The organism is Desulfovibrio diazotrophicus (assembly GCF_902498985.2).
In the GTDB taxonomy this organism is placed as follows: Bacteria; Desulfobacterota; Desulfovibrionia; order Desulfovibrionales; family Desulfovibrionaceae; genus Desulfovibrio; species Desulfovibrio legallii.
Window position 1 is genome coordinate 1,544,866 of the sequence record NZ_OX346397.1, and the last position, 18,043, is coordinate 1,562,908.

10 protein-coding genes are annotated in these 18,043 nt (G+C 59.9%); 2 read left to right on the forward strand and 8 right to left on the reverse strand.

All coding sequences use genetic code 11. From position 1 onward, the window contains the following. Positions 1-5: 5 nt before the first annotated feature. Genes feoB through J7I12_RS06745 form a run of 3 tightly spaced genes read right to left on the reverse strand, consistent with a single transcriptional unit; the run spans position 6 to position 2,949 of the window. On the reverse strand, positions 6-2,489 hold the full coding sequence (feoB, locus tag J7I12_RS06735; RefSeq protein WP_302413267.1) for a ferrous iron transport protein B: 2,484 nt from the start codon (positions 2,487-2,489) through the stop codon (positions 6-8). Further along, complete coding sequence (locus tag J7I12_RS06740; protein WP_118229618.1) at positions 2,486-2,710, reverse strand: FeoA family protein; 225 nt, start codon at positions 2,708-2,710, stop codon at positions 2,486-2,488. The genes feoB and J7I12_RS06740 overlap by 4 nt, the downstream gene beginning before the upstream one ends. A gap of 14 nt (positions 2,711-2,724) precedes the next feature. Continuing rightward, the gene (locus J7I12_RS06745) at positions 2,725-2,949 is read right to left on the reverse strand and encodes a FeoA family protein (protein ID WP_118229619.1); all 225 of its coding nucleotides are present in this window, start codon (positions 2,947-2,949) and stop codon (positions 2,725-2,727) included. 340 nt (positions 2,950-3,289) lie between these two features. Between J7I12_RS06745 and gdhA the strand changes: the two genes are divergently transcribed. Then, the gene (gene gdhA / locus J7I12_RS06750; protein ID WP_303193282.1) at positions 3,290-4,639 is read left to right on the forward strand and encodes an NADP-specific glutamate dehydrogenase; all 1,350 of its coding nucleotides are present in this window, start codon (positions 3,290-3,292) and stop codon (positions 4,637-4,639) included. A 314-nt stretch (positions 4,640-4,953) separates the two neighbouring features. Here gdhA and J7I12_RS06755 read toward each other — a convergent pair whose 3' ends face one another. The 5 genes from J7I12_RS06755 to wecB form a co-directional block, all read right to left on the reverse strand. Beyond that, the gene (locus tag J7I12_RS06755) at positions 4,954-7,053 is read right to left on the reverse strand and encodes a methyl-accepting chemotaxis protein (protein ID WP_303193274.1); all 2,100 of its coding nucleotides are present in this window, start codon (positions 7,051-7,053) and stop codon (positions 4,954-4,956) included. 647 nt (positions 7,054-7,700) lie between these two features. Further along, positions 7,701-8,747, reverse strand: a complete 1,047-nt coding sequence (locus J7I12_RS06760) for a DUF4434 domain-containing protein (RefSeq protein WP_302548861.1) — start codon at positions 8,745-8,747, stop codon at positions 7,701-7,703. 11 nt (positions 8,748-8,758) lie between these two features. Continuing rightward, positions 8,759-11,722, reverse strand: coding sequence for a tetratricopeptide repeat protein (locus J7I12_RS06765; protein WP_302548862.1), 2,964 nt, complete (start codon positions 11,720-11,722; stop codon positions 8,759-8,761). Positions 11,723-11,909: 187 nt separating this feature from the next. After that, positions 11,910-14,240: a glycosyl transferase family protein gene (locus J7I12_RS06770; RefSeq protein ID WP_498794160.1), complete on the reverse strand. Its 2,331-nt coding sequence runs from the start codon at positions 14,238-14,240 to the stop codon at positions 11,910-11,912. Next, positions 14,240-15,418, reverse strand: coding sequence for a non-hydrolyzing UDP-N-acetylglucosamine 2-epimerase (wecB, locus tag J7I12_RS06775; protein ID WP_303193022.1), 1,179 nt, complete (start codon positions 15,416-15,418; stop codon positions 14,240-14,242). The genes J7I12_RS06770 and wecB overlap by 1 nt, the downstream gene beginning before the upstream one ends. 507 nt (positions 15,419-15,925) lie before the next feature. Between wecB and J7I12_RS06780 the strand changes: the two genes are divergently transcribed. Then, complete coding sequence (locus J7I12_RS06780) at positions 15,926-17,689, forward strand: DEAD/DEAH box helicase (protein WP_303193021.1); 1,764 nt, start codon at positions 15,926-15,928, stop codon at positions 17,687-17,689. The last annotated feature ends 354 nt before the right edge of the window (positions 17,690-18,043 follow it).

Below are 18,043 nucleotides of genomic sequence, written 5' to 3' on the forward strand. Positions count from 1 at the left end.
AGATGTTATGCCGCAACGGGCGTTTTGGGTTTTACGCCTGCCGCAGGAGCCGGGTCGGGGACCATGCCCATGACAATGGTCAGGGCCACGCACAGGCCGTAGAACAGCCACATGGCCTGCCAGCCGGTGAGCCCCAGCAGGCTTCCGCCGGTAAAGACCAGGGTGGCCACGGCCAGCCCCAGGCAGGTTTGGTAAAGGATGGAAAAGAGCATCCAGCCCGTGGAATTGGACTGCAGCCGCACCATGACCGAAGTGGGCACGCAGGGCGGGTACAGGGCCATGAAAAGCATGAGGGCCAGGGCGTGCAGAGGGCCAAAGCCCGCGGCGCCCGCGCGCAGGCTTTCCTCGGCCGGGACGTCGCCATCCAGGCCGTAGATGGCTCCCAGGGTGGCGGCACTGTTTTCCTTGGCGGCAAAGGCGGAAAGCAGGGCAATATTGATTTTCCAGTTAAAGCCCGCATATTGGGTCACGGGCTCCAGGGCCTTGCCCGCCAGGCCCAGGGCGCTGTGCTCAAAGGTGTCTTCGCGCAATTCACGGCGCAGCTGTTTGCGCTGGCTGATGAGTTTGCGCAGGGCCGGGCGCAGGGCTTTGCCGTCCTTGCCCACGGAACGCGCAATGGTGAAATAGACGGGGTTGCGGGCCTGAAAGACGGCGTCCACGGCTTTTGAAGCCTCCTGGTCCGTAACGCCGCGCTTGGCGTCTTTGAGGGCTTCTTCAAACAGCAGCAGGGGCGTCACATCCTCCACGGCAAACTGCCCGGCCAGTGCGGTCTTGTCCACGGCCCGCAGAAAGGTCTTCATGGCCTGGTCGGCTTTTTGGTTGTAGGCGGCCATGCGTTCTTCCCCAAGACCGGGGTAGTTGATGAGGGCAAAAATGACCACAGCCACGGCCAGGACCACGGTGAAGATTTTTTTGAGGAAGACCCAGACCCGTTCAATGGCCCGCGCCAGCACGCCGCGCAGGGTGGGCAGATGGTAGGGGGGCATTTCCATGATGAAGGGCGCGCTGGGCTTGCCCCGCAGCAGGGTGAGCGAAAGGGCCTTGGCCACGGGCAGGGCCATAAACAAGGTGACCGTGGCGATGAAAAACATGGCCATGCCGCTGTGGGCGGAAAAATAAGCGCTGATGAGGATGAGGTACAGGGGCACCTTGGCCAGGCAGTTCATCATGGGCGCAATGAGGATGGTGGCCAGCCGGGCCCTTTCGTCCGGGATGGCCCTGGTGGCCATGACGGCCGGGATGGCGCAGCCGCCCACGTACACGCCGCCCAGGATGAGCGGCAGGGTGGACTGCCCGTGCAGGCCGAAGCGGCGGAAAGCGCGGTCCAAAATAAAGGCCATGCGCGGCATGTAGCCGCTGTCTTCCATAATAGCGATAAGAGCAAAGAGCAGAAAAAAGATGGGCAGATAGTTGAGAATGGCCGTGACGCTCTTCATGGCCCACAGGCCCAGGGCGCGCAGCGGGGGATCCTCCAAAAAGCCCGGAGCGGGCAGGAAGCCGGCCAGAAAGTTCTGCGCGCCGTCCCACAGGGGCCAGATCATGGCCGCCAAATCGCCGCCGTAGACAATGGCCACCTCATACAGTACGAGCAGGATGGTCAGCAGAATGAGCGGGCCAAAAAACCTGTGGCAAACAAACCTGTCCGCCCTGTCCGAAAGGTTGGGCGCGCTCTTTTGGGGCAAACGCACGTGGCGGGCGGTCAGGGCCGCAGCCGCGCGGTGGCGGGCAAAGGCCACGTGGCGTTCGGCATCCACGCCCTGTTCGCCGGCAAAGTTCTCTCGCAGCATGTCCACGCTGGCCAGAATGTCCGTATGGTTGGCAACCCGCGCCCGCAGCGTTTCTCTGGCGGCCTGGTCGTTTTCCATGAGTTTGACGGCCAGCCAGCGCATGGGCAGACCATCCAGGGCGGCTTCCCTGGCCAGCAGATCCGTCAGGTCCGCCAGATAAGGTTCCAGAACCCCGTAGTCCACCACAAAGGACGGCCTCCGGCCGGCCTGGGCGGCAGCGGCCACAGCCGCGCGCAGGCCCTGCACGCCACTGCGTTTTTTGCCCACCGTGGGGATCACGGCCACGCCCAGCTCACGCGCCAGGCCCGCCGTATCAATCTGAATGTTGCGCCGTGCGGCAACGTCCATCATGTTGAGGGCCAGCACCAGGGGCGTTTCCATCTCCAGCAGTTGCAGGGTCAGGTAGAGGTTGCGTTTGAGGTTGGCGGCGTCGGCCACGTTGATGGTGACCTGGGGCGCGGCGTGCAGGATAAAGTCCCGCGCGGTTTTTTCCTCCAGGGAATAAGAGGTCAGGCTGTAGGTGCCCGGCAGGTCCACCAGCTCCACGCGGTGGTCTTCCAGAGTGAAAAAGCCGGTCTTTTTTTCTACTGTGACGCCGGGGTAATTGGCCACGTGCTGGCGCGCCCCGGTAAGCATGTTGAACAGGGTAGACTTGCCGCAGTTGGGCTGTCCGGCCAGAGCCACAAGCAGGGGGGCGCTCATTGCCTGTCCACCTCCACCAGGTCGGCTTCTTCATGGCGCAGGCTGACGTGGCAGCCGTCCAGTTCGATTTCCACGGGGTCCACCAGAGGGGCGTTGCGCACCACGCGCACCCGCGCGCCGGGGTAAAACCCCAGGTCCATGAGGCGCTGCCCCAGCGCCCCTGTGGCGCTGAGATCCCGCACACTGCCGGTGTCGCCCGGAACCATTCCGCTGAGCGTCATTGTCAACTCCTTGCTTAGGCCACAATAACCGTGGCGGCCAGGGCACGTTCCACAGCCACCCGCGCCTGCCCCACGGCCACCAGAATGGGGCCGCCGTTGTCCGCCAGCACGTCCAGCTCTACGCCGGGCAACACGCCAATGGATTCAAGCCGTTGCCGCTGGGCCTCCGGCGCGTCCACGGCCAGCACAATCACCGTATGCCCGGCACCCACTGCCCGAAGGGTCTTGGCGTATGACATGTATAGTATCCCGGTCTGATATGAAATAAGAAATGAATTTCAATTTTTATATAACGGATACAAAAACAAGTCAACCGCAACGCGGCTGTTAAAACTGCGGGCCGCAATGCTCACCCCACTCGCTTGCCGGGAGAGAGAAAAAACAGCTTACTAAAAACTTTCTCCCATACGCCGTTCTGCCGGCAGAGGCCCGTACACAGCGGATGTTGTTCTGTTGCCGCAGTCCCTGCGCACAGGAAAATTCTTGTCAGCCGCCCTGAACTTGGATAGAAAGTTACCCGCTTCAACATCAATAGTGGTGTTCTGTGCAATCCTTAATCCCCCCTGAAAGGAGAGCGAAATGACTTATGTGCAGCGCGTTATGCGTGGATTGGAGGAGAAATACGCCTACGAACCGGAATTTCTTCAGGCTGCTCACAATGTTCTTGAAACGTTGCAGCCCCTTCTGGACAGCGATAGGAAATACGAAAAGAATAAAATTCTGGAACGTATTGTTGAGCCGGAACGGACAATTTCTTTCAGGGTGCAGTGGGTTGACGACAAGGGAGAGGTACAGGTCAACAAGGGCTATCGTATCCAGTTCAATTCCGCTATCGGTCCGTTCAAGGGCGGTCTGCGTTTCCACCCCAGCGTGAACCAGGGCATTCTCAAATTCCTGGGTTTCGAACAGATCCTTAAAAATTCCCTCACCGGGCTGGCCATCGGCGGCGCCAAGGGCGGTTCGGATTTCGACCCCAAGGGCCGCTCCGAAATGGAATCCATGCGCTTCTGTCAAGCCTTTATGACCGAGCTCTACCGCCATATCGGCCCCACGGTGGACGTGCCCGCCGGGGACATCGGCGTGGGCGGCCGCGAAATAGGCTATCTGTTTGGGCAGTACAAGCGCCTGACCCGGCGCTACGAAGGCGTGCTCACGGGCAAGAATCTGCTTTTCGGCGGTTCCCTGGCCCGCGTGGAGGCCACCGGCTACGGGGCCGTCTACTTTGCCCAAAGCATGCTCAGCACCACGGGCGAAAGCCTGGAAGGCAAAACCTGCGCTGTTTCCGGGGCCGGCAACGTGGCCACCTACTGCTGCGAAAAACTGCGGCAAGTGGGGGCCAAGCCCGTCACCGTGTCCGACTCGCGCGGAATGATTTATGATCCCGAAGGCATTGACGTGGCCCTGCTCAAGCAGGTCAAAGAAGTGGAGCGCGCGCCCCTGACCCGTTACGCGGAGCTTAAGCCCGGCGCGCAGCATACCCCGACGAGCGCCTACCCCAAGGGCCGCAATGCCGTCTGGTCCGTGCCCTGCGACGCAGCCTTCCCCAGCGCCACACAAAACGAGCTGAACCTCGCCGACGCGCAGGCCCTGCTGGCCAACGGCTGCCGCTGTGTGGTGGAAGGGGCCAATATGCCCTCCACCATCGACGCCGCGCACGCCTTCGTTAAGGCCGGCATCCACTACGGCCCGGCCAAGGCCGCCAACGCCGGCGGCGTGGCCATCAGCCAGCTGGAAATGGCGCAGAACGCCAGCATGCAGAGCTGGAGCTTTGAAACGGTGGACGGCAAGCTGCTCAAGATCATGCAGGGCATCCACAACTCCGCCGCCGAAACCGCCAAGGAGTTCGGCGCTCCCGGCAATCTGGTGCTGGGCGCCAATATTGCCGGCTTCCGCAAGGTGGCCGACGCCATGATCGCTCAAGGGATTTAAGCGCCAGGCAATAAAGCGCACGCGGCGCTGCTGCGTGCTGCAAAAGCCGCCGGACGTTACAACGTCCGGCGGCTTTTGCACTGATGGCCTTCTGCTGCGCGTCAGAACAGAGTCCCGTTGCGAACATGTATGCTCAAAATTTACGGTACACGCATTCCGGCCTTAACCGCGCAACTGCATAGCGCTGCTGGCTTTGCCCGTACCTTCCTTCGTCGCGGGCCAAGTTCCTGCGTCGCAACGGCCAAAGCTACGCTTGCGCCTCCACGGTGAGCGGCTGCTTACGCAACCGCAGGAGCTTTCAGAATTGCAATGCCCTAGTTGTCCTGCTTTTCCAGGTCGGCGATGAGCGTTTGCAGCACCAGAGCCTGCTGGGTCAGCCCTTCCACGGCGTGCGTGGCCTGCTCCATGGCCTGGACGGTTTCCGTAGAAGCTGCGGCCACCTGCTCTACAGAACGGTTCACCTCTTCGCTGGTGGCCGACTGCTGCTCACTGGCGGCGGCTATGGACTGGATCCTGTCGTTAACCTGGGCCACCAGAGCCAGAATTTGCTGCAGCGACTGGCCAGAGTGGGCGGAAAGATCCGCCGCGCTTTCAATGGCTGCGGCCACAGACTCCACATTGGCGATGTTTTTGCGCGTGCCATCCTGAATGCCGCCAATGGCCCGCCCCACCTCCTGCGTGGCGGTCATGGTTTTTTCCGCCAGTTTGCGCACTTCGTCGGCCACCACGGCAAAGCCGCGTCCGGCCTCGCCCGCCCGCGCCGCCTCAATGGCCGCGTTGAGGGCCAACAGGTTGGTCTGGTCCGCAATGTCGGCAATAACCTGCAGCACCTTGCCGATGGCGTCGGCCTGCCGGCCGAGCAGGTCCATATCCTCCCGAATGGCCTGAGACCGGCTGCGCACCGACTCGATGCCGTCTACAGCTTGGGTGACGATATCCGCGCCCTCCAGAGCCTGTGTTTTGGTGGCGTCAGAAGCGGCCGCGGCCTCCTGGGCGTTGTGGGCCACCTCGCGCACCGTGGCGTTCATCTCCTCCATGGCGGCGGCAGCCTGGTGCAGGCGTTGGGCGGCCTCGGCGGCGCTGCGGTTGGAAAGGCCTATGCGCGAAGAGAGATCCGCCGAAGCGGAGGATATGACATTGACCACTTCTTCCAGATGGCGGGCCGCGTCCAGCATACCTTCCCGCTTGGCCGCAGCGGCTTGGCAGGCGGCCGCTTCGGCCCTGGCGGTGGCCTGCTCCGCCTGGGCTGTAGCCTGCTCGGCGGCGCGGGTTTTCTGTTCGCTCTCGCGCAGCAGCGCCTTGATATCGCCGATCATTTTTTCCATGCCCTGGGCCAGAACGCCGCATTCGTCCTGACGCCTGCCGGCGGCGCGCAGCAAGGCAAGCTCCGCGGGGTCGGGCTCCAGACGTCCGGAGGAAACAGCATCTGTAATGCCCGAAAGCCCGGCCAGAACCCGCGCCGTGCCGCGGGCCACCACCGTGATCATGACGCCCACGACCAGCACGCAGCCCAGGGTCACCAGGGCTATGCTCCAGAGCATATTCCGGACAGGCGCGAGGATTTCCGCCCGGTCCACCTCCACGCAGAGCCGCCAGCCCACCTCTGGCATGGGCGTGTGAAAGACGACCCGCTCCGCCCCCTGCTCCGTGGTGTAGGTGAGGCGGCCTTCCCCGGACTGCAGCACGCGCTGCACCTGGGGGAGCTTGCTTTCATCGCGGCCGATGGCCTTGCCGTCCGGATGCAGCACCAGCTTGCCCTTGTCTTCATAAGCATACACAAAGCCTTTGCCGCCCATTTTGACCTGACTGGTTATCTCGTCGGCCATATTGCGGCTGTCCACACCGATGAGCAGCACAGCCGCCACCTTGCCGTTCTGCTTTATGGGCATGCTGAGGATGAGCATCATGCCGCCCGTGGTGTGGCTGAACAGATTTTCAAAGGCGGTTTCGCCCTGCAGCCCCTTACGGAAGTAGGCGCGGGCGGAATAGTCGGCCCCCACGGTCTTGCTGGGCTCTGTGCGGCCGGAAAGGTGGTGCGCTATGACCTTGCCGTCGGCAGCCACCAGACCGGCCAAAGCCACATTCTGGTTGACCGTGACAAAGGTGCTGAGCGCCGCATCCGCCGCCTCAAAAAGTGCGCCGCGCATAACTGCGGGCCCCAGGCTGCCGTAGGCGGCCAGGTAGTCTTGCAGACGACGGTTGCTGCCCAGGGCCTCCAGCCCGCCGCGCAAGCCCTTGATCACGGCGGCCAGGGCCACGCGCTGGCTCTGCAGCAAGGCCGCGCCGTCCTGCCAGACCTGTTCCCGCAACGTTTCTTGCGAGACTCTGTAACTGACTGCCGCTACAAGCAACTGCCCGACAATGGCAGGGATGAGAATAAACAACAGCATCTTGGTTTGCAGGCGCATTTTCATGGCAGATTCCTTTGTGCTGTGTGCCCGCGCCTGTGCTGCACAGCTGACGCGGACAGTCTGTGGCGAAAAAACTGCAACATCTCGCTCTTAGATCAGATTAATTTTGAGAATATACATTCTCAACGTTTAAAAAGCACGCGTTCCGGCGCTTAAGCGCACAAAAACAAGCAGTGCTGTCGTCATCCGTAACTTATTACGTCGCAACGGCTGCAGCTGCGCTTGCGCCTCCCCGGCGGGCGTCTGCTTACGCAACCGCAGGGCATTGCAACGTTGCACTGCCCTAAAACCAACCACCAACAAATATATTAAATGTTATAAGCAACAATCGGATAAAACAATACCTTCTTAAGACCTGTGCATTTTTTTACAAACCGGCGAGGATATAAAGAACCAACGGACATGGCGAGGAGCCAGGCCCGTACCGTTGCCGCCAGGCGGCAGGATGTGCAGGGAACAACGCGAAACTATACGCTGTTTTTCTGGAGCTGGAAATAAAAAGAGCCCGCCGGACCGGCCAGATCCGGGCATTGTCAAACAACCGCCTGACCGGAATGGGAGCTGCTCTGGAGAGGGTTTCTGCGCCATGGCGCGCGCACCGGCAAGCCACTCTTGCCTGTGGCGCAGATAAAGGCCACCTTCAGAAGGTGCTACTTGCCGTCCGGACCAGGGGGAACAGTTGCCGCCGGGCGGTAATGGTCTTTATATGCCGCGTAGAGGGCTTTTGCCTGTTCTCCCCCCATCGGCGAGCAGTATTCCGGCAGGCTGAACGCCACTATGCCCGCATGCGGCGCGGCTCCGGCGCTGGCCAACTGCCGCTGCAGCCTTGCCAGCTGTGCGGGAACTGCGCGAAAAGGCTTCTGATTTAACGGCTCGCCGTCCACTTGCGTAAAGGTTTCCACTACCGGAGTAAACAGACGTCCGGCACTTGCGGCGGCCCGCGCCACCGCGTGAAAAAACAGACCCACCTCCTGCTCCCGCAGCTTGTGCACGCCAACGCCGTCCTGAAAAAGAACCCGGTCAATGCCGCTCTGCATCAGAATATGTCGCCACAGCCCTTCCTGCGCTTCAGGCGCCGCATAGCCATTGGAAAATCCGGAAACGGCAACCGGCAAATCCGGGGCCAGGGTTCGCAGTCCCGCACGCAGATTTTTCAGAAAAAGCAGCAGCTCTGCCTGGCGGGCAGGTTCAAGCCAGCTCTGGTCGTCAATTTCTTGCGGAATATACAGGCCGGACAAGGCCGCCCTGTCGGGATCCAGCCGCGCCACGTCCGCGGCCGTCGCCAGGCTGACCCGGCACAACTGATGAAAGTACCGGCGTACAGCCTCAGGATCTCCCTTGATTTTTTCCCAGTACCCGCGGTCGTGCACAAGCCCCAGCGTCACCCGCATATGTTGGTCGTGCGCCGCGCGCAGCACCTTTTCCAGGGCTGGCCGCAAGGGGCCGACGCGCTGCGCGTCGTCGTGGACCGGCGCAATGCCGTCAACAGACCACTGCACCACTATTTCAGTAACGCCTATGGCGCGCATGGACGCAAGCAGATCCTGCCACTGCTGCCCGCTCCAGCCCGCGTGCGCATTCCACAACTGAAGAAACGTGCCGGAAAACGTCGGGCCGGCGGCGCGCCCCCAGGCGCTGGGGGCCGCAGGAGCCCAAAAAAGGCCGAGCAGCACGAAAAAATGCACAATGCTTTTCATGACTGAACCTGCTAAAAAGTAATGCTGGTGGTGAGAAACAGGGAATCTATCAGACTGTTTTTGTCGTCCCCCTGCACATGAAAGAGCGTCCCTCTTTTATATTGCAAAAGGACTTCCACAGATGAACGCGGAACTTCATAGTTAAATGCCGGGAGGAAAAAGCGCAAGGAAAGCCCGGCCCCAAATTCAACCAGTGAAGTCTGGTCGCGGTCTGGTTCTGTAATCCGGCTATCTGCCACCACATGCGGCGTCACAAGGAATCTGTCATAGACGTTGAAAGTCATGCCTTGACGAACTTCACCATAGACAACGCTTCGCGCATTTTCAGAGGTGTAATAATCGTACTCGCCAAAGAAAAAGGTATAATTCCAGTACGGGACGCCGGGGCTAAGGTCATACCCATCTGTCCAGGAATACATGGCCCGCAGCAGCCAGGTGTCCTCGGCCTTGTCGCCCAGATGAAAAAGGCGCTCCGCCCCCACATTAAAATTCTGGCTTTTGAACGGCTTGTAACGCAATCCCACAGCGCCCTGCCAGGAATCTTCGTCAAAAGAAAAACTGTCGTCCTCGTTAAGGTTGGCGCTTACCCGCCCAATAACCTGAAGGAGGCGGTCATCACGCAGCCCCAGGACAGGGGGCGTCCAGGCGACCTCGGCGCCGCCGCCGGATCGGATGGTGCGTGCGGTGTCTCCCCCGGCCCAGCGGGAAGGGCCTGCGCCGTCCGGCAGATACGACAGATAGGCCGTGGCAGAAAGATTTGTCTGTAGTTTGGTGACCTCACGCCGCAACCTGAATATCTTTTTGTCTATTTCGACCTGTTCGGCCCCGGTTTCCGCCCCTTGCGCTACGGCGGCATCAATGGCCTTTTTGAACGCCGCAACACTTTGCGCATTGCGGACCTCGTGCATAGAGGCATAACCAAGGTCTTCCCACAGGTGTGCAGCGTCCGGATCGGCGGCGAGCGCCTGCTCAAACGCGTCGGCTGCCGCCGCATACTGCCCGGCATCGCTCAAAGCGTAGCCCAAAGCGGCCTGACCGGCCGCAGTATTGTCCATACGCAGGGCCTCCCTGTACGCCGCTATGGCCTCCGGCGTGCGCTGGAGACGGCGCAGCAGGTCGCCCTGCCGGGAAAAAAGCGTAGCGTCCTTTTTCAGGCGTAAGGAGGCGGCCACAAGAGCTTCCGCTTCTTCATACTGCCCGTTCGCGATGGCTATGGACGCCAGATCTGCAAGACGCTGCACCTGCACGCTGACGGGCAACCCTTTGTCCGGCATGGCCGCAAAGGTCTGCCGGGCGGCCTCCGTCTGCCCCGCCAGCAGTTCCGCATGCCCAAGACGCGCTGCCGTTGCTGGGTCATAGCCCAGCGTCAGCGCTTGCCCAAACGCCTCTGCCGCCGCGGCATAGTCGGCTTGCCCCATCTGCAGAAAACCCAACGAAAGATAAAACTTCCGCTGTTCTTCCTGGCTCATGGCGGCTATGCCCTGGGCCGCCTGCCTGTAATTGACAAGGGCCAGACCGGGCTTGCCGAGTTTTTCGTATGTACGCCCCAGCGCCAGAGACGTGTCCGTTGTCGGGTGCATGGCTGCGGCCTGGGCAAAGTGCTCCAGAGCTTTTTCATACAGCCCGGCAGCATAGGCCGCATGGGCTGCGGCAAGGACAATGCGCCGCCGGGGCCCCGCAGCCTCCAGGGCCCGCCCAAAAGCCCGCTCGGCGCCGACGTGGTCGCCCATGTCGGTGAGGGCATAGCCAAGGCTTTCTTCCGCAAGGGCCACATCCTCGCGTGCGGCCCCTGGGCAGGCGGCCGCCTGCCGCCACGCCTTTGCGGCTTTTGCCGTATCGCCCAATGCGGCATAGGCCTGCGCCAGTTGCATGAAAATATTTACTTTTTCTCCAGGATAAACCGCCAGGCGCAGCGCCGTCTGCAAAGGCGCCACTGCCTCCGCCGGTTTGCCGGAGCCCATGGCGGCAAAGGCCAGTCCGGCGGCCAGCTGCGCCTGAGCCTTTTGGGGCAGGGCCGCGGCCAAAGGCACGGCTTCATGAAAGGCCGCATACGCCTGCGGGGCATCGCCCTGAGTGGCGTAGATATTGCCGAGCGCCAGCAGGGTTTCCGCCTTGCGCAGCGGAGAAACGCCGGTGCGCAAAAAAGCCGTGAACATGTCGATGGCCTGCTGTTCCTGGTGCGCCGCGGCAAAGCTCTGCCCTGCCCTGTACAGCATTTGCGGCTCTTTTGCGGCAATCTTGGCATAGACGGCGGCCGCTTCCGCATAGCGGGACGCCAGAAACAGGCTGTTGGCCAGAACCGCGGCATTTTCCGGCCCAGGGTGCAGCTTTTCCAACCGGGCGCTTAACCGGACAGCCTCTTTATAATTGCCCTTATGTTCGTAAAACAGGGCCTGTTCACGCAAAAGATCTTCGTCGTCCGGCGCAAGCGCGCGGGCCTGGGTCAGATAGCGCGCGACGACCTCCTCATCTCCATCCTGTTTGCCGACCAAAACAAGGGCACGCAGGGCGGCGATCCTTTCCGCATCGGTTCCGGCCGCGTCCAGCGCAGTGGCAAAGGCGGCCAGGGCCTGGTCATTGTCGCCCAGCTTGACGAGAACCATGCCCCTGGTCTGCTGCAAGGCGAAAATTTTCTGCGTGTCGGGCTGCCCCTGCAGCAGGGCAAGCGCTGCGTCGTACTCCCCCATGCGATAGAGCAGGTTCATGAAATCCGCACGGGCCTTGGCGTCCTGAGGGATGATGGCCAGGTATTGCCTGAACTCTTCCGCCGCCGCGCTGTTTTCGCCTGCCCGCATTTTGCGGTAGGCCATGTCCAGATGCGGGTACCCTTTGAACTGACGCAGCTGATCGCCGAGCCCGCCATTGCCCGACGGAGCGCTTTGCGCGGCATGTGGCGCAGCATCTGCCCGGGCGCAGACAGGCAGCGGCGTGGTCGCCAGAACAAGCACAAACAAAAAAATGTATATTTTAAACATGTATTGACCATGATCTGCGTTGTATTTGCCACAGGGATATTAGGGTATTGCAATGTTGCACAATGCCCTGACAGCTGCGCAAGCAGACGCCCGCCGTGGAGGCGCAAGCGTAAGTTATTTGCACTGTTAAGTTCCTGAATAAATGTACAGCGCCATTGACGCTACTTATTCTTAAAATGAATCTTCCCTAGCTTTGAATCATCGACGCCTGCGCCTGCTGCGCTGCAACAATGTTTTTCGTTGCAGATTTTACATCTACTTTTATAGCTTTTTTTGTCGCAGTCAGCGTTTCTTTTGTTACAAAACCAAGCTGCACAACAATGCTTTCCAGCAATGGAACTGCTTTCTGCTGCGCATCCAACGCCTGCCGTAACTGGTCTGCAGTAATCACCCCTTCCGTAACAAGAAAGTCGCCGAACCTGCATCGGGCATTGTGCTGCGCAAAAAACCGGGCTTCGGCCTGTTGCAGCTGCAAATATCCCAAAGCCCGTTCCTCAACCAGCACATCGCCAAGCCTGGCATATTGTTGCCGCTGCAGGCTTCGGGCCTGGTCAAGCTGTTCCCTGGTCAGTTGCTTCCACGCCACAAGAGCGGCGGCCAGGGCGGATTCTGGGATGGCACCCGGCGAGGAAAGGCGGTCAAAGCCGTACCGCAGGGCAAAGGCGAGATCGCTTCTGGCAACAAGATAAAGCACAATGGAACGCCCCGCGGCCTGCTCCATGGCGGCCAGAGCCTGTGCGGAAGGCGGCGTTTCCACTGCAACGGCAAGTTCGCCGGTGGGCCTGATTTCCAAGGGGAAAGCGCCGTTGGCCAGGGCCATGGACCGCGGCAGGGCGGCAAGGGCGTCCACCGGTGTTGTGAACGGGTCAATGGAGCGGGTTTCCAGGTGAAACTGCATGCCGAGAATCTGCACCAGCCTGCATTCCGTAGTCATCCCCATATCCAGCAGCACCCGCCCAAGGGGCAGGCCGGTTTCTTTCTGGCGTGCAAGGGCGGCATCCAGCTGGGCGGTGGTGATAAAACGCCTGTCCAGCATAAGGTCGCCCAGCCGCCTGCGGTAGGCCACCAATTCCGCCTCAGAGGGATACACGTGATCCGTTTTATCCCAGGCAATAACTTTGCCGGTAAGCAGATAGCGCGCATAAAGGCGAAAGGCCCGCATGGTGGCCGCAAAGTTGATGACGTTGGCCCACAGCAGCCGGGGCAGCGACAGCAAAGCCTGGCCAAACCCGTAGATCATATACACATAAAAGGCGCGCCACAATGACCGCCAGCAAAAGAAAAACAGATTGGCCAGCATAAGGTACCAGATCCATGTGCCTGGAGCCACCGCCGGCGGGTAATGATACGCATCCGGCGTAAAAACCTGATACAGCCAGATGCAGAGAACAACCGGCACAATGGCGTTGGCGAGCATGCTTGCAACATTGGTGACCAGGCTTTTCCTATCCCGAAAAAGCATATAGCGCGTCAGAAGATTGCCCTGCCAGCCGAGATTGGCCCAGCCTTGAAGAGAAATGCCCATAATCCAGCGGGACTTCTGCTTCACAGCAGCGGTGAAGGTGCGGGGGAAAAATTCGCGAATGGCAATGTACTCACGCTTCACCTTCAACCGGGTCTTGCCCATAAAATTCTTCTCGGTGACGGTGTGGCGCAGCACCTGACGCACAAAAACCTGGCGCAGGCCAAACTTGTGCATGCGCAATCCGAAATCGTAGTCTTCCGTCAACGATTCAATATTAAAAAGCTGGTTATTGCTGTCTTCAGCCAGCAGTTCCAGCGCACGACGGCTGTAGCCGCTGCCGACGCCGGCAGAGGGCACGGACTTGCTCAAAATCTCGCGGGCCAGCATGTCGCGCGCGTGATTTTCGGCAAATTCATCGGCGTAGTGCCCGGCAGTGAAGTCCCACCAGCGCCGCATCATGGGAAAAACCGGCAGCTGGATCATATCCATACGCGGGATGAGGTAGTTGAAGAGCTTGAGATACAGAGGATGGACGATATCTTCAGAATCGTTCATGACAAAAATTTCAAACCGTACCCCGTTTTCTTTTTCGTAATGCCGGATGCCCGCATAAATCCAGTTGAGGCAGTCTGCCTTATTGGTCGGCCCGTCCTTGGGACAGACAATGCGGTTGACGTTGCCGTATTCTTCTCTGACCAAAGCAACTTCGCGCTGGGTCTTGAGGTCATTGGAGTAGGTGCCGACAAAAATCTGATAATTTGTGTAGGTTATCACCTTTATTGTGTTATTCAACATGCGCCGAATAACGGCGGACTCATCCCAGCATGGAATCATGATCGCCACCGGCTTCTCCGGCGGCGCCAACAATTGCGCCTCACTCAGGGGAGGGAACTTGTGGCGGATAAATATCCAACGATAGACCTTGTCAATGATATATGTGCAATCAATGACAAGCTCGTCAATGCCGCTGATGACAAAGATAATCCCAAGCCCTGCCAGCAGAATATGAATGCCCAGCAACAGATAGGGCATAATCAGGTCTAGCGTGCCCATCAAAAACCTGTTGCTCTGGGGATAAACTGCTGTGCGACAGGCAGCACGGGTTTTTCTCCGGCAAAATAGCGGCGCAGGGCGCTTACTATTCGCTGTGCCGCCTTGCCGTCGCCATAAGGGTTGCTGCCCCGACACATTTTTTGCCGCGCCGCTTCGTCTGAAAGCAATTCCGAGGCCCGCGCCACAATTAAAGCACGATCCGTGCCCACAAGCTGCGCCATGCCCAGCCGCGAAGCCTCCGGACGTTCCGTCACCGTGCGCAACACCAGCACCGGCGTGTGAAAAGCAGGGGCCTCTTCCTGCCCGCCGCCGGAATCCGTCAGGAAAAGCGTGGCGTCGCGCATCAGGTTTACAAACGAGGGATAGTCCAGCGGCGGCGTGAGATGCACATTGGGCACCTGCCCCAAAGCAGGCAGAACCACTGCCTGCACATGCGGATTGCGGTGTACCGGATAAATAAAGGCAACATCGGGAAAAGCCCTGGCCAGGTCCGCCACCGCGCCGCAGATGTCTGCAAGGCCATGCTCCCAGCTTTCACGCCGGTGCGACGTCACCAGCACAAAGCGCGACGCGCCGCCAAGAAGCGGTGCAAGGTGCGGCGCCAGCCCCGGCCCAAGTTTGTCGGACAGTCTGGTCAGGGCATCAACCACCGTATTGCCGGTAACAACGATGTCGTCGGCATGGTACCCCTCCTGCAGCAGCGCTTCCTTTGCAGAAATGGTGGGCGCAAAATGCAGTGTTGTCAGCACGCTTGTAAGCCGTCTGTTGGCTTCCTCCGGAAAAGGATTGGCCATGTCGTGACTGCGCAGCCCGGCCTCCACATGGCCAACCTTTATTCCAAGGTAATACGCCGCCAGGGCGGCGGCCAGAACCGTAGTGGTATCCCCCTGCACCAACAGCATATCCGGCCGGGCCTGACTTAGATATTCGGTAAGCCCGTGCAGGGCCTTTTCCGTCAACGAGCTTAGCGTCTGGTCGGGCGCCATAAGGTGCAGGTCTATATGGGGCCTGAGCGCAAACAAGTGCAAAACCTGCTCCAGCATCTCACGGTGCTGCCCGGTGGAAATAATGCTGAGGCGCAGGTCATTGGCTGCGGACACTTCTTGAATGACGGGAATCATTTTTATGGCTTCCGGCCTGGTTCCAATAACAATGGCTATATGCGGAAGATGAGGCATATTTATTCCTTTGTCATAACAACTATTAAACACTTCAACAATGTTGGCTATAAAAGCGATGACGCACAAGTACACACATAGTCATTCCCTTTTCTGGCGCTTACACATCAATCAAAATAACACCTTTGCCAACTTCGTTCGAAGACATACCTCCCCACATGACCTTTTTGGCGCACCTGTTATAGTTCCACAACAGCACAATGGCAACTATGCTGTATTTACTAGATTAACCTGGAACGCTGCGCTTACTTCCTACGCCTCGCGCTGCCCCCGCTTGTATCCACAGGGGCGCTGTTTCCACTCCTGCCATGCGCCGCTTTTTAGCCGCCTCAGACCTGGCAGGGAGGGCAGAGGTTGCGCGCAGCGGCCGGGCTGCCTTTTTCAGGGCCCGCCGCACGGCGCCGGGAAAAAGCCCCTGCGCCCGCACGTCAGCGAAGAATAATAGCCATTGCGCAGAATCAGAGACAAGGATACTATAATGAACTCACCTTTATTCACAGGAAACACATGACCGCATCATTTGAAGATTTGGGCTTGTCCCAGGACTTGCTCGACGCCGTGAAAGATTTGGGCTTTGAAGAGCCCTCTCCCATACAACTCCTGGCTGTCCCGGTCCTGCTTACCGGCTGCGATGCCGTGGGTCAGGCCCAGACCGGCACCGGAAAGACCGCCGCTTTCGGTCTGCCGCTTCTGGAAAGACTTGTCCCGGGGAAAAAGGTGCAGGCCCTGGTGCTCTGCCCCACCCGCGAGCTGGCCATTCAGGTAGCCACAGAGCTCAGCCGTCTGGCCGCAAAAAAACGTGGCATTGCCATTTTGCCCATTTATGGCGGCCAGCCCATTGAACGACAATTCCGTACGCTGGAAAAAGGCGTGCAGGTGGTTGTGGGCACCCCCGGCAGGCTCATCGACCACTTGCAGCGCGGTACGCTGCAATTGGACGCGACATCCTTGATCGTACTGGATGAAGCCGATGAAATGCTGGACATGGGCTTTCGCGAAGATATTGAAACCATCCTTGAGCAGGCCCCGACCGACTGCCAGCGCGTGCTGTTTTCCGCCACCATGCCGCCGCCCATACGCGAGCTGAGCAAACGGTTTCTGCGCGACCCGCAAATGCTGACCATCGCACACAAGATGCTGACCATCCCCGCCATTGCGCAGGTCTACTATGAAGTGCGCCCGTACCAGAAAATAGACGCGCTGTGCCGCGTTCTGGATGCGCAGGGCTTTCGCAAAGCGCTTGTTTTCTGTTCCACCAAACGCAGTGTGGACGAGGTGACCACCCACCTGCAACAGCGCGGCTACCAGGCCGACGCGCTGCACGGCGACCTGGCCCAGCCCCAGCGTGACCGGGTAATGCAGCGTTTTCGCACAGAAGGGGTGGATATTCTGATCGCCACCGATGTGGCCGCCCGTGGCCTAGACGTGGAAGCTGTGGACGCTGTGATCAACTACGACATGCCGCACGATGTGGAAAAATATGTGCACCGCATCGGCCGCACCGGCAGAGCGGGCAAGGACGGCAAGGCCTTTACCTTTGTGACCGCGCGCGACCACTTCAAACTGCGGGACATCATCCGCTGCACCAAGGCGCATATCACCCAGGGGCGACTGCCTACCCTGCAGGATGTGGACACTATCCGCATGGCGCGCCTGCTGGAAGAAGTGCGCAAAACCATTCAGGAAGACCCGCTGGAACGCTGGCTGACGGCGCTGGAAAATTTTGTATCCGAATATTTTCCCGAAGGAGAAATCGCCAGCCGGGACATTGCCGGCGCCCTGCTCAAGCTGCTGGCGCAGAAAACTTTTGGCACCCAGAACAATGCCGCCGGAGAAGACGTCTTTGCCGTTGCGCCGCGCAGCGCCGGACCCGGACAGACCGGAACGCCCGGCGATCGGGAAAGCAAAAATAAGCTCAGGCAGCAACGCGGCCCCAGAAATACCGGCCCCATGGTTACCCTGCAACTCAATGTAGGGCGTGCCCACAAGGTGACGCCCGGCCAGATGGTGGGCGCCATCGCAGGCGAATGCGGCATACCCAGCAGCCAGATAGGCGCCATCGGCATCCGGCAGCTCTTCAGCCTGGTCGACATCGCCGCCGACGTTGCCGACCAGGTGCTGGACGTGCTGCAGAGGGGCGTCTTTATCTGCGGTGTGCGGGTGACGGCCAAGGTGGACGCCGGCAAAGGCGGCAGCGCGCCCGCACGCAAATTTTTTGCCGGGACGCGCCGCCAGCACTCAGGAAAATTCGGCAAAAAAACTTTGCGATAGCATCTGGCATTCCCACAAGCCCGCACCGCCAGGGCATTCCAACATGGGAATGCCCTGGCGCCACCGCTTCACAGACCAAAGGCCCCGACCACGTCAGGGGCCTTTTTTTGCCTGCTGTTGCCGCCGCAATGGCGCGCCAGCACGAGGCACGGCAGTATAGGCCGTGCACGCTGCAGCCCATGGCTTGAAAATGATAACTTAGTTTATTACTATGTTATCGTCGTGGCCGTCCCTCCAGAGGGCTGCGGCAGACCAGGCAAGATAACCGCTCTCTTTTGAAAAGCCATCCCTGCAGGATTGCATCATTTTTTTATAAAAACTGTCCTGATGTACGCACAGAGCGTGATGCGCTTG

Bases quoted from the DNA above. Each gene is read 5' to 3' on its own strand.
- J7I12_RS06770 (WP_498794160.1), bottom strand. From the start codon at position 14,240: ATGGGCACGCTAGACCTGATTATGCCCTATCTGTTGCTGGGCATTCAT.
- wecB (WP_303193022.1), bottom strand. From the start codon at position 15,418: ATGCCTCATCTTCCGCATATAGCCATTGTTATTGGAACCAGGCCGGAA.
- feoB (WP_302413267.1), bottom strand. From the start codon at position 2,489: ATGAGCGCCCCCCTGCTTGTGGCTCTGGCCGGACAGCCCAACTGCGGC.
- J7I12_RS06740 (WP_118229618.1), bottom strand. From the start codon at position 2,710: ATGACGCTCAGCGGAATGGTTCCGGGCGACACCGGCAGTGTGCGGGAT.
- gdhA (WP_303193282.1), top strand. From the start codon at position 3,290: ATGACTTATGTGCAGCGCGTTATGCGTGGATTGGAGGAGAAATACGCC.
- J7I12_RS06755 (WP_303193274.1), bottom strand. From the start codon at position 7,053: ATGAAAATGCGCCTGCAAACCAAGATGCTGTTGTTTATTCTCATCCCT.
- J7I12_RS06745 (WP_118229619.1), bottom strand. From the start codon at position 2,949: ATGTCATACGCCAAGACCCTTCGGGCAGTGGGTGCCGGGCATACGGTG.
- J7I12_RS06760 (WP_302548861.1), bottom strand. From the start codon at position 8,747: ATGAAAAGCATTGTGCATTTTTTCGTGCTGCTCGGCCTTTTTTGGGCT.
- J7I12_RS06765 (WP_302548862.1), bottom strand. From the start codon at position 11,722: ATGTTTAAAATATACATTTTTTTGTTTGTGCTTGTTCTGGCGACCACG.
- J7I12_RS06780 (WP_303193021.1), top strand. From the start codon at position 15,926: ATGACCGCATCATTTGAAGATTTGGGCTTGTCCCAGGACTTGCTCGAC.